This is a genomic window from Glycomyces tritici (genome assembly GCF_030403505.1).
The window spans coordinates 373,150-384,667 of the sequence record NZ_JAUEMJ010000005.1 but is presented as its reverse complement, the minus strand read 5'-3'; the positions used below and the strand labels follow the sequence as shown (position 1 = coordinate 384,667).

The 11,518-nt window shown below is 72.2% G+C and carries 11 protein-coding genes; 4 read left to right on the top strand and 7 right to left on the bottom strand.

Annotated elements, in window-relative coordinates; translation table 11 throughout:
- The first annotated feature begins 47 nt into the window (after nucleotides 1-47).
- Both QWI33_RS18610 and QWI33_RS18605 read left to right on the top strand, forming a co-directional pair.
- Nucleotides 48-929, top strand: coding sequence for a LysR family transcriptional regulator (locus QWI33_RS18610; protein ID WP_289958649.1), 882 nt, complete (start codon nucleotides 48-50; stop codon nucleotides 927-929).
- A gap of 96 nt (nucleotides 930-1,025) precedes the next feature.
- Nucleotides 1,026-2,111: a tartrate dehydrogenase gene (locus QWI33_RS18605; protein ID WP_289958648.1), complete on the top strand. Its 1,086-nt coding sequence runs from the start codon at nucleotides 1,026-1,028 to the stop codon at nucleotides 2,109-2,111.
- Between the two features lie 101 nt (nucleotides 2,112-2,212).
- Here the strand turns inward: QWI33_RS18605 and QWI33_RS18600 are convergent, their stop codons facing one another.
- The 4 genes from QWI33_RS18600 to QWI33_RS18585 all read right to left on the bottom strand — a co-directional run bounded on the left by QWI33_RS18600 (nucleotide 2,213) and on the right by QWI33_RS18585 (nucleotide 5,528).
- Nucleotides 2,213-2,917 carry a FadR/GntR family transcriptional regulator gene (locus tag QWI33_RS18600; protein WP_289958647.1) on the bottom strand — a complete coding sequence of 235 codons (705 nt, stop codon included), beginning with the start codon at nucleotides 2,915-2,917 and terminating at the stop codon, nucleotides 2,213-2,215.
- Nucleotides 2,918-2,995: 78 nt separating this feature from the next.
- Nucleotides 2,996-3,643: a response regulator gene (locus QWI33_RS18595; RefSeq protein WP_289958646.1), complete on the bottom strand. Its 648-nt coding sequence runs from the start codon at nucleotides 3,641-3,643 to the stop codon at nucleotides 2,996-2,998.
- Nucleotides 3,640-4,800, bottom strand: a complete 1,161-nt coding sequence (locus QWI33_RS18590) for a sensor histidine kinase (RefSeq protein ID WP_289958645.1) — start codon at nucleotides 4,798-4,800, stop codon at nucleotides 3,640-3,642. Before QWI33_RS18590 ends, QWI33_RS18595 begins: the two co-directional genes overlap by 4 nt.
- Complete coding sequence (locus tag QWI33_RS18585; protein WP_289958644.1) at nucleotides 4,797-5,528, bottom strand: hypothetical protein; 732 nt, start codon at nucleotides 5,526-5,528, stop codon at nucleotides 4,797-4,799. The genes QWI33_RS18590 and QWI33_RS18585 overlap by 4 nt, the downstream gene beginning before the upstream one ends.
- A gap of 128 nt (nucleotides 5,529-5,656) precedes the next feature.
- Between QWI33_RS18585 and QWI33_RS18580 the strand changes: the two genes are divergently transcribed.
- Nucleotides 5,657-6,754, top strand: coding sequence for a hypothetical protein (locus QWI33_RS18580; protein ID WP_289958643.1), 1,098 nt, complete (start codon nucleotides 5,657-5,659; stop codon nucleotides 6,752-6,754).
- Between the two features lie 45 nt (nucleotides 6,755-6,799).
- Here QWI33_RS18580 and QWI33_RS18575 read toward each other — a convergent pair whose 3' ends face one another.
- The gene (locus QWI33_RS18575; RefSeq protein ID WP_289958642.1) at nucleotides 6,800-7,141 is read right to left on the bottom strand and encodes a MazG nucleotide pyrophosphohydrolase domain-containing protein; all 342 of its coding nucleotides are present in this window, start codon (nucleotides 7,139-7,141) and stop codon (nucleotides 6,800-6,802) included.
- A 28-nt stretch (nucleotides 7,142-7,169) separates the two neighbouring features.
- On the bottom strand, nucleotides 7,170-8,129 hold the full coding sequence (locus QWI33_RS18570; protein ID WP_289958641.1) for a helix-turn-helix transcriptional regulator: 960 nt from the start codon (nucleotides 8,127-8,129) through the stop codon (nucleotides 7,170-7,172).
- A gap of 62 nt (nucleotides 8,130-8,191) precedes the next feature.
- On the opposite strand from QWI33_RS18570, the gene QWI33_RS18565 reads away from it, so the two are divergent.
- Nucleotides 8,192-10,426, top strand: coding sequence for an ATP-binding cassette domain-containing protein (locus tag QWI33_RS18565; RefSeq protein ID WP_289958640.1), 2,235 nt, complete (start codon nucleotides 8,192-8,194; stop codon nucleotides 10,424-10,426).
- Nucleotides 10,427-10,474: 48 nt separating this feature from the next.
- Here the strand turns inward: QWI33_RS18565 and QWI33_RS18560 are convergent, their stop codons facing one another.
- The gene (locus QWI33_RS18560; protein ID WP_289958639.1) at nucleotides 10,475-11,476 is read right to left on the bottom strand and encodes an MsnO8 family LLM class oxidoreductase; all 1,002 of its coding nucleotides are present in this window, start codon (nucleotides 11,474-11,476) and stop codon (nucleotides 10,475-10,477) included.
- Nucleotides 11,477-11,518 lie beyond the last annotated feature (42 nt).

Genomic DNA, 11,518 nt, shown 5'->3' with positions numbered 1-11,518 from the left:
CCGGCCGGGCCTAGACTCCGAAATACCGCGAACCGGACGGAGGGGCCATGGACGCGCGCCAGCTCGGGTACTTCCTCGCCGTGGTCGACCACGGCGGCTTCGGCCGGGCCGCCGAGCAGATCCACATCGCCCAGCCCTCGCTCTCGCAGGCGATCGGGAACCTGGAGCGGGAGCTGGGCGTGCAGCTGTTCCACCGGGTCGGGCGCGGCGTGGTGCTCAGCGAGGCGGGCCGCCAGCTCGTCGAGCCCGCCCGGCAGGTGCTGCGCGACCTCGACGCGGCCCGCGCGGCGGCGCAGGCGGTGAAGGGGCTCCAGACGGGCCGACTGGACCTGGTGTCCATGCCCTCGCCGGGGATCGAGCCGCTCACCGAGATGATGTGCCGCTTCGCGGAGAAGCACCCGGGCGTCGAGTTCCGGGTGGACGGCGCGTTCACGGCCGACGAGGTGGTGGCGAGCGTGCGGACCGGGGTGGCCGAGATCGGGCTGCTCGGTTCGGCGGGCGACGTGCGCACCGCCGAGCTGCGGGTGCAGGCGATCAACGACCAGCCTTTGGTGCTCATCTCCCCGCCCGACCACGGCCTGCCCGAGGGCGACACGGTGCGCGACACCGACCTGGAGGGCGTGCGGCTCATCGTGTCGCAGTACGGGACGTTCATGCGCCGCTTCGTGGACGACCTGATCGCGCGCGGCATCGGGGTGCGGATCGCGGCCGAGGTCGCGCACCGCACGTCGATCCTGACGCTGGTGCTGGCCGGGTTCGGACACGCGGTGATGCCCTCGTCGTGGACGCCGCTGGCCCAGCGCGCCGGGGCCGCCGTGCACCGGATCGAGCCGGCGTGGGACCTGCGCATCGCGCTGGTGAGCCGCCCGTCCGGGCTGACGCCGGCGGCGCAGGCGTTCCTGGATCTGGCCGCCGACTGGCGGCGATAGGCCGCACCGATCGCGCCGATCGCGGATCGGTCTTGGACACCGGGACCGGCCGCGTTGTTCACTCGAGGCGAGCATCATCGCATTCGAGGAGGACCCATGAGCGCCAAGGAGTTCCGCATCGCCGCCATCCCCGCCGACGGGGTCGGCCGCGAGGTCGTGGCCGCCGGGAGGGAAGTCCTGGACGCGATCGAGGCGGGCGGCGCGGGCTTCTCGTTCGCGTGGGAGGAGTTCCCCTGGGGCTCGGACTACTACGCCGAGCACGGCGTGATGATGGCCGAGGACGGCCTCGAGACGCTCAAGGACTTCGACGCGATCTACTTCGGCGCGGTCGGCTGGCCCACGGTGCCTGATCACGTGAGCCTGTGGGGGCTGCGGCTCAAGATCTGCCAGGGCTTCGACCAGTGGGCGAACCTGCGGCCCGTGCAGTTCCTGCCGGGAATCCAGAGCCCGCTGCGCAAGGCCGACGACACGGACCTGGACTGGGTCGTGGTGCGGGAGAACTCCGAGGGCGAGTACGCCGGGTTCGGCGGCCACACGTTCGCCGCGCGCGAGGACAAGGGCGAGATCGCGGTCCAGTCGGCGCTGTTCACCGAGGTGGGCTGCGAGCGGATCATCCGGTACGCCTTCGAGCTGGCCCGCACGCGGGCGCGCAAGAAGGTCTCCAGCGTGACCAAGAGCAACGCCCAGCAGTACGGGATGGTCATGTGGGACCAGGTGTTCCAGCGGGTCGCGGCCGAGTACCCGGACGTGGCGACCGAGAGCGTCCTGGTCGACGCGATGAGCGCGAAGTTCGTGCTGCAGCCCGAGTCGCTCTCGGTGGTGGTGGCCTCCAACCTGTTCGCGGACATCCTCTCCGACCTCGGCAGCGCCCTCGCCGGGAGCCTCGGCCTCGCGCCGAGCGCGAACCTCAACCCGGAGCGGCGCTTCCCGAGCATGTTCGAGCCGGTGCACGGCTCGGCGCCCGACATCGCGGGCCGGGGCGTGTGCAATCCGATCGGCGCGTTCGGCAGCGCCGCGATGATGCTCGACCACTTCGGGCTGCGCGGCGAGGCCGAGGGCCTGCGCAAGGCGATCGAAGCGGCCACGGCCCAGGGCGTCCGCACCCGGGACGTGGGCGGCGATGCCACGACGGCCGAGGTCACCGAAGCGGTGATCGCGAACCTCCCGGCCCGGCGCGCCTGAGTCCAGCCCGCAATGCGGTGCGGCCGTTGGGCATCGGTGCCGCATGCGGCGGCCCTGACAGCGCGTCGAGTGGTCCGGACGGCAGGGCTTCCTACAACGCCCTAGCGACGCGAGTGCACGTGTTCGAGCAGGTCGACGCGGGTCTGTTCCATGTGGCCGGCCATGGCGTCCCGGGCCGCGAGGCGGTCCCCGGAGGCGAGCGCGGCCACGATCGCGGTGTGCTCGGCGATGGCGTGCTCGCGGATCTCGGCCACGGCGCTGGTCTCGCTGCGCGTCTCGGCGAGCACCGCCGTCAGCGGCAGGAGGGCCGCGACGAGGATGCGGTTGTCGGCCGCGCGGAGGATCACGTCGTGGAACTCCAGGTCGGCGGCCACGAAAGCGACCACATCGGACTTCGCGTGCGCGGTCTTCATGCGGCCGATGAGTTCGCGCAGCGCGTCGAGGTCGGCCTCCGTTCGCCGCTCGGCCGCGAGCTCGGCGGCGCCGGTCTCGATCATCATCCGCACTTCGAGCAGTTCGAGCGAGGAGCGCTTGCGCTCCCCCGCGCTGCGGGCGTGCCGGACGACGGCCTCGATCCCGGTCCACTGGGCGACGGGGGCGACGCGGTGGCGGCGGCCCGGCACCTGGACGATGACCCCTTGGGCCTGGAGCAGCCGCACGGCCTCGCGCAAGGTGAGCCGCGAGACGTGCAGGTCCTCGGCGAGCACCCCTTCGGGCGGCAGGGGCTCACCGGGTTGCAGCTTGCCGTCGATGATGGCGTCGAGGACCTGTTCGACCACTGCCTGCGTCCGTGACGCTCGCGCCATCGGACCTCCTCCCGGTAAATGCCTCGAGCGTAAGGCAGTTGTCGCTCCAGCGTGGAACGAGGTCGCGGAAGGCGCCGCTCAGGCGGTCACCTGCCCGGTGGACCAGGCCCACGCGGCGATCTCGACGCGGTTGCGGACGCCGAGGCGGCGCTGCACGTTCGCGAGGTGGTTCTTGACGGTCCCGGCGCTGATGAACAGCTCCCCCGCGATCTCGTCGTTCTGGAGCCCGCGCGCGACCAGCCGCACCACTTCGAGCTCGCGTTCGCTCAGGGCCTCACCGCTCTTGGTCGGCGCCTGCGGCGGGATCATCTTGCGCAGCAGCTTGACCGTGATCTGCGGGCTGATGAGGGTCTCGCCGGAGACGGCGGCGCGGATCGCCTCGATGACGAGGTTCGGGCCGGACCGTTTGAGGAGGTAGCCGCACGCGCCGTCGCGCAGCGCGGTGTACACGTACTCGTCGAGGTCGAACGTGGTCACCACGACCACCTTCACCGGGTCGGCGACCTCCGGTCCGGCGAGGCGGCGGGTCAGTTCGAGGCCGTCCATCACGGGCATGCGGATGTCGGCGAGCACCACGTCGGGGCGCAGCAGCTCGGCCTGCGCGAGGGCACTGCGGCCGTCGGCGGCCTCGGCGACCACGCGCATGTCCGGCTGGGCGTCGATCACCATGCGGAAGGCCTCGCGGATGCCCTCCTGGTCGTCGGCGATGAGGACGCGGATCGTCACAGCGGTGCTCCTTCATTGATGTCCTGCAACGGGAGCCGCAGGGTGATGCGCCAGCCCGCGGGTTCGCGGGGCCCGGCCTCGAAGCGCCCGCCGAGGCTCTCGGCCCGTTCGGCCATCCCGGCCAGGCCGAGGCCGGAGGAGTCGCGGAACGACGGCTTCGGCGCGTCCCGGCCGTCGTCCTCGACCCGCAGGCGCAGCGATCCGTCCACTTCGGTCAATTCGATCGACACGGTTGCGGCCGTGGGCGCATGGCGGCGCACATTGGTGAGCGCTTCGGTGACCGTGCGGTGCACGACCGCACCGGTCTCGCGGTCCACGGGTCCTGTAAGCCTGAGCGCGAGCACGGCCTGCGGGCCGCCGCCTTCGTTGAACCGCTCCACGAGCGCCTCGAGATCGTCGACCCCGCCGACCGGTGCCCTCGCGGCCTCGCCCGGGTCCCGCAGGAGCGCCAAGGTCCGGTCCATGGAGCCGAGGGCGCGCACACCGGCGGTCTCGATGCGCTCCAGCAGTTTCGCGAGCTCGGGCCGGTCCCCGCCGAAGACGATGCGCCCGGCCTGGGCCTGGGCCACGATCTCGCTGATGTCGTGCGCCACGAAGTCGTGCAGGTCGTTCGCCAGGTCGAGCCGCTGCTCCCGCCGGGCGTCGAGCACCGCGCGGCGGCGGCCCGCCGCCAGCCAGCGCAGGTACAGCGCCGCGCCCGCCGCGATCGCGGCGGGGACCAGCCAGACCGCCGCCCCCACGATCTGGCCCGGCCCCTCCTCGCCGGAGTCGAAGCGGAACAGCAGGAACGAGGTGGCGATCGCCGGTGCGATCCCGGCGACGGCGGCTCCGGCGCGCGGTCCCCACAGGACCGCCAGGTACACCAGGGCCGTCAGGGCGACCGCTTCGAGGAAGAACCACGTCATGGTCTCGGCATCGCCGGGCGTGCGGCTCGCGAAGGTCGTCGCGGTCAAGGCGATCGAGGCCGCACCGGCGACAGTGGCCGCGGCCGGGGCGAGACGGCGGCCTCGGGGCCCGGTGCCGAGCAGGGCGACGACCGCGACGCACGCGGTGAGCCCGCTGACGAGATGCACCACCGGGTCCGGCGGCATCCACACCGCGCCGTACAGCAGCGCGAGCACGCCGGCGACCACGAGCGGCACGCGGGCGAACCTCATCGGCCGTGCACCGCCAACAGGTCGTCGATGTCCGCCAGCGCCTGCAGCGACGCCTCGGATGCGGCGGCGGCGAACGCCTGGGCGACCGCGGCCCGCAGTTCGGCGCCGCCGAGCCACTGGAGGACCTGGGCTCCCCGGCGGCCCCAGAACGCGTTCGTCAACCGCATGGTCCCGTGCTTCCAGCGCGTCCCGTGCTGGAGCAGGTCCCTCAGTTCGGCGGCCGCGGTCGGATGGCCGAGCGCGGCGGTCCACTCGTCGAGGTAGGGGCCGAGGTCGTCTTCGGCGTTGCCGATGGCGCACAGCACGGTGCCGGCGTCGTGCTCGCCGACCGCGAGCGTCTGCTCCCAGTACGCCTGGAGGAGGCCGCGGATCCCCGCCTGCTCCTCGGCGGCCCACGCCGTCCATGCGGCGTCGCGCAGCCGCCGGAAGAGCGGTTCGAGTTCGGGCCAGTCGAATCCGCTCGTGCAGGCGATGTCGAAGATCCGCGGGAGGAAGTAGCGGAAGTCCGCCACGCTCCCGACGGTGAGCAGGACGTCGCCGGCGTACGGCGCGAGCACCTCAGTGCGCAGCTCGCGCAACGGCACCGGGACGAGGATCGCGGCGGCCTCGGCCTCGGTCATGCAGCACGGGCACAGGTCGATCGCCGCCGGTCGCGGCACCGTCGAGAAAACGGTGTACAGGCGGTCGATCGCGGCGTCCAAGGCGCTGCCGGGGGGCTCGGAGGGCATTCGCCGACTATAGACAGTTTCGCAGGCCGCCGCCGATAGGCCGAACGGCATATCAGCGGCCTCCGGACCGGCCGGAAGGGCCCTTTCGGCACATGTGCGCGAGGGCCCGGCGCGACGAGGCTTGAGGCATGACGGAAATGCTCACGAAGACTCGGCGCCCCCGGACCGGCTGGCCCGCATGGATCGGTTACGCGGCAGCGGCCTGGTCGCTCCTGTACGGCGCACTCGGACTCATCTGGGCCATGGGCGGTCCCGGCTTCCCGTTCGGCGTCGGCGACGCCGAGCTCATGGGCGAGCCCGGATTCGCCTTCAAAGTCTCGCTGCTCGGTCTTTCGACGCCCGAGGTGGCCGGGCCGATCATCGCCGGACTCGGTGCGCTCGGCGCAGCGGCGGGCGCGCTCATGGCCCGGGGCTTCCGCAGTGGGGCGGCGCGGTGGCTCCTCCCGGCGTACGCCTGGATCACGGCGATCGGCCTGACCGTGGTCGTCCAGGACTACCGCACGCTCATCGTCGTGGCCTACACCCCGGTGATGCTCATCGGGAAGGTGTTCTTCGGCTGGCCCGAAGGCGTCGGATGGCAGGTGCTCTACCGGCCCGAACGGCTCAACCTGCTCATGCTGCTCCTCGCAGGCGTCGTATGGGCGCTCACGGCGGTCGCCTACCGCCGCAAGGTGAACGGCGACTGCACCAGCTGCGGCCGCGGCGAGGTCGAACGGCCCTCGACGCTCCAGCGCTGGGCGAAGCCCGCCACGTGGACCGCCTTCGCGATCCCGCTGGTCTACTCGGTCACCCGCTGGGCCTGGGCGCTCGGCTTCAGTCTCGGCATCGACCCCGAGTTCTACGCCCAAGGGCAGGAGGAGGGCCTGTGGCTCGCAGGGGCCGCGCTGGCGACGCTCGGCGGGATCGGCGCGGTCCTCACCCTGGGGCTGATCCAGCGGTGGGGCGAGGTCTTCCCGCGCTGGATGATCGGCCTGCGCGGCAAGCGGGTCCCGCCGATGCTGGCGGTGGTGCCGGCGACGCTGGTCGCGGCGCTCGTGGCCTCGGCGGGCGGCATGTACATCCGGGTGGTGGCCGGCCGGGGCGGGGTGACGGCCGAGACGTGGCCGCTGGAGCTGCCGGAGACGCTGTGGGTGGTGTGGGGCGCGGCCCTGTTCGTGGCGGCCATGGCCTACCACCAGCGCAGGCGCGGCCTGTGCCGGGCCTGCGGCCGAGGCGAGACGAAGTAGCGGCAAGGCGAGGCGGCGGGTCCGAGGATCGGGCCCGCCGCCTCGCTATGCGTCCGCTTCGAGCGCGGCCAGTTCGGCACTGACCCGCGCTTCAAGCTGCGTCGTGGTGTTCTCAAACGCCGCCGCGAGGTCGACCCCGTACCGGTCGGCCAGCATCAGGACCGACCACAGGCAGTCGGCGAGTTCGTGTTCGAGCGCTTCCCGGCCTCCCGGGTACGAGCGCACGTTCTCGGCGACCTGCACCTGCCGCATGAGGTCGCCCGCATCGCCGACGAAGCCGAGCGCCAGGTCGAGTCCCGACCAGGCGCGCTGGCCGTTCGCCTCGTTGAGCCGGTCGAAGAGCGCCGCCCAGGCGTTCGCCTTCGCTGTTGCCGCTGCGATGTCCATGACCCCGATGCTGACAGTCGGCGCCCGGTCAACCGTCGTCGGTGACCGCCGCGTGCAGGCGCTCGGCGAAGCGGCGGAACCCTTCCCGGAACTCGTCCGGCGCTTCGATCGTGAAGTCGGCGTCGGCGAACGCGAGCGCTGCGAGCGGCCACTCCCACGAGTCGAGGCGCATGGCCACGCGGGTTCGCCCGCTGTCGAGGGCGCTCAGTTCCACCGTGTCGTGGCGGAACGCCTCGGCGATCGGCCCCGGCGGGCCTTCGATGATGAACGCGACCGGCTGGCGGTTCCTGCCGATGCCGTCGACGAGGTAGTCGACGGCGGGCGGAGCGGACCTCGGTTCGAAGCGGACCGTGGACAGGCGCAGACCCGAGACGCGGTCGATGCGGAAGAGCCGCCAGTCGCCGCGGTCGAGATCCCAGCCGAGGAGGAACCAGCGTTGGAGGTGGTGGACCTGCCGGTAGGGCTCGACGCGGCGGGACGAGGCCGTGCCGTCCTTGCGCTCGTAGTCGAAGGCCACGACCTGCCGGGCCGCGATCGCGTCGGCGAGCTCGGCGAGGTCTCCGGCGCTGGTGCTCGGGGCGCGGACCTCGCTGGTGTCCAGACTGGAGCGGACCCGCGCGATCCGATGGCGGAGGCGTTTCGGGAGGTACTGCTCCACCTTTCCGTAAGCGCGCGTGGCGGCTTCATCGACCGAGCCCTCATCGGCGCTGCCGGTGGCCGCGAGCGCGGCGAGTCCGAGGAGGACCGCGACGGCCTCGTCGTCCTCGAGCATGAGCGGCGGCATCACGGCGCCCGCGGTGAGCCGGTAGTGACCGCCGGGGCCGGGGCGGGTCTCCACCGGGTAGCCGTACTCGCGCAGGCGGTCGACGTCCCGCCGCAGCGTGCGCGGGCTGACGCCGAGGCGCGAGGCGAGTTCACCGCCGCCGAACGAGCGGCCGGTCTGCAATGACGCCAGGAGCGAGAGCATTCTGCGGGTGACATCGGGCATGTCCCCAGTCTGCCGCAAATCGCGGTCAAGAACCGGCCGCATCTGCGCTTAGCGTGGGCCCCATGAACGAGCGAATGATCCGCATCCGCGGCGCAAGATCGAACAACCTCAAGTCGATCGACCTGGAGGTGCCGCGCGGGACGCTGACCGTGTTCGCGGGCGTGTCCGGCTCCGGAAAGTCCTCTCTCGTATTCGACACGATCGCCGCCGAAGCCGGCCACCAGGTCAACGAGACGTACCCGCCGTTCCTTCGGAACCGGATGCCGAAGTGGACCCGTCCCGAGGCCGATGAGATTTCCGGCCTGTCGCCCGTGGTCGTCATCGACCAGCGCCGCCTCGGCGGCAACGCCAGGTCCACGGTCGGCACGATCACGGACACGTGGACGCACCTGCGGCTGCTGTACTCGCGGATCGGCGAACCGCATCTCGACGGCGAGTCGAACCGCTTCTCCTTCAACGACCCCGCGGGCATGTGCCCGACGTGCTCGGGCCTCGGCGAGGCCGTCGAGATCGACACCGCGTCCTTCCTGGACCTCGGCAGAACGCTGAAAGAGGGCGCGATCCTCCTGCCCGGCTTCGTGGACGGCGGCTACTGGCATTCCAAATTCACCGACATCGGATCGTTCCCGGTCGACGCGCCGCTGCGGGACTGGACCGAAGGCGAGCGCCTCGCGCTGCTGTACGGCGGCGAGCACGCCGCCCGGCTCGACCCGAAGCCGCCGGCCGACTTCGAGGGCCTGGTGGCGTGGTTCGAGCGGATCTACCTGCGCACCTCCGACCACCTGTCCGACCGCAAGCAGGAGGCCATCGACCGGTTCACGCGCTCCGGCACCTGCCCGGAGTGCGGCGGCGACCGGTTGAACGCCGAGGCCAGGGCCGTCACCGTGCTCGGACGCACTATCGGCGAGATGGCGCTCATGGAGGTCGCCGAACTGGCGGACCTCGTTGCGGGCGTGAAGGAAACGGCCGTGGCGCCGGTGGTGTCGGCGCTGGTGGAACGGCTGCGCGCGATGGACGCGATCGGCCTCGGCTACCTGCACCTGGGGCGGGCCACGACGAGCCTGTCCGGTGGCGAGTCGCAGCGGGTGAAGACCGTGAAGCACTTGGGCAGCAGCCTGATCGAGATGCTGTACATCTTCGACGAGCCGACCGTGGGCCTGCACCCGCACGATGTCGATGCCATGACCGAGTTGCTGAAGCGGCTGCGGGACAAGGGGAACACCGTACTCGTCGTCGAGCACGACCCGGCCGTGATGGCGGTAGCGGACCAGATCGTCGAGATCGGCCCCGACGCGGGCGCCGACGGCGGGAGCGTGGTGTTCCAGGGGACGTTCGACGAGCTGCGCAGTGCCGGCACGCCGACGGCGCTCGCCCTCGCGAATCGGGCCCCGGCCGGCGCGGCGCCGCGCGAGGCCGCCGCATCGATCACGATCGAGCAAGCCGGGCGGAACAACCTCCAGGACGTCACCGTCGACGTCCCTGTCGGGGTCTTGACCGTGCTCACCGGCGTCGCCGGGTCCGGAAAGTCGAGCCTGGCGGCCGAGCTCGTCGAGCAGCACGGCGCGATCGTCGTCGACCAGCGCCCCGTCGGCGCGAACCGCCGGTCCACGCCGATCACCTATACCGGGATCGCCGCACCTGTCCGGCGGCTGTTCGCGAAGGCGAGCGGCCTGCCGGCCAAGTACTTCAGCGCGAACTCCGAGGGGGGCTGCCCCGACTGCAAGGGCCTCGGCATCGTCTACACCGACCTGGCGTTCATGGACGGGCAGGAGGCCGTGTGCGAGACGTGCGGCGGACGCCGGTTCACCGGGGAGGCGCTGCGGCACCGCGTCGACGGGCTCACCATCGCGGAGGTGGACGACCTGACCATTTCGGATGCGCTGCACCGGCTCGCGGACCCGGCGATCCGGAAGGCGCTGCGCGAGCTCGACCGGGTCGGCCTCGGCTACCTGCGCCTCGGGCAGCCGCTCAACACGCTGTCGGGCGGGGAGTGCCAGCGCGTCAAGATCGCGAGGGAGCTGCGGGACGCCGCCGAGCCGTCGCTGTACGTGCTCGACGAGCCGACGACCGGGCTGCACCTGCGCGACATCGGCACGCTCATGGAGGTGCTGTCGCAGCTCGTCGAGGGCGGGCACACCGTGGTGGTCATCGAACACAACCTCGACGTGATCCGCCGCGCCGACTGGATCGTGGACCTCGGTCCGGGCGCGGGCCGCCACGGCGGGCGGGTCTTGTACGAGGGACCGGTGGCGGACATGCGCGGCACGGCGACCGCGGAGGCGCTCGGTCAGGGTTAGCGCAGGCGAGGCCGTTCCGTCCTCGCGGGAGCGAGGGCGGAACGCCGGCTAGGCGCCGGCGAGTCCGGCGAGGCGGCGGTGGGAGTCGAAGAGGGCCTTGCGGTCGTAGGACGAGGTGCCGATGAGGAGTTCGTCCGCGCCGGTGGCCTCGGCGAGGTCGGTCAGGCGCGGGGCCACCTCGTCCGCGGTGCCGTGGATCGCGCCCGTCAGGGCCTGTTCGAGGTACTTGGATTCGCGGCTGGTCTTGTCGACCGCCCGGATCTCGGCGGCGGGCCGCAGCGGCGGGAACTCGCCTCTGGTGCGGGACAACGCGGTCGACCAGTGCTCGGGGAGCAGCAGGTCCTCGGCGGCCTCGCGGGTCTCGGCCACGGCGACGGTCTGCGCGACGACGACGTACGGCTCGGACCGCCACGCTGAGGGCTGGAAGCTGCGGCGGTACTCGTCGATCTTGGCGCGCGTCGCCGCGAGGCCTTTGGACGGGGCGATGACCAGGCCTACGCCGTGCCTGGCGGCGTACTCGCCGCCGGAGCCGACCGCCAGGACGAAGGGCTCGGGGCGCAGCCCTTCGCCGGGCCGCGCGTGCACGCCCGGATGGGTTCGCTGCTCGCCGGTGAAGTAGCCGAGGAGTTCGGTCAGGAGCTCGTCGAAGTGGTCGGCCTCGTCCAGGTCGTGGCCGAGCGCGGCCCGGACGGCCGGGACGAACCCGAGGGTGCGCCCCAAGCCCATGTCGATGCGGCCTTCGAACAGCGACTCCAGGACCCCGAACTGCTCGGCGACCACGAGCGGCCGGTGGTTGGGCAGCATGACGCCGCCGGTGCCGACCCGGATCCGCGAAGTCGCCGCCGCGACGGCCGCCGCCAGCACGGTGGGCGCCGAACCGGCGATTCCGGGCACGCTGTGGTGCTCGGCCACCCAGTAGCGGTGGAAGCCCAGGTCCTCGGCCTGCCTGGCGTTGCCGACGACGTCGCGCAGAGTCTCGGCGGGCGTCTCGCCCTCGGCGATGACGGCGCGGTCGAGCAGCGAGAGCCGGAGGGGCTGCGGAGTCTTCATATGCCGCGCAACGCCCGCGCGGGCGCGAATGTTTCACGGCCC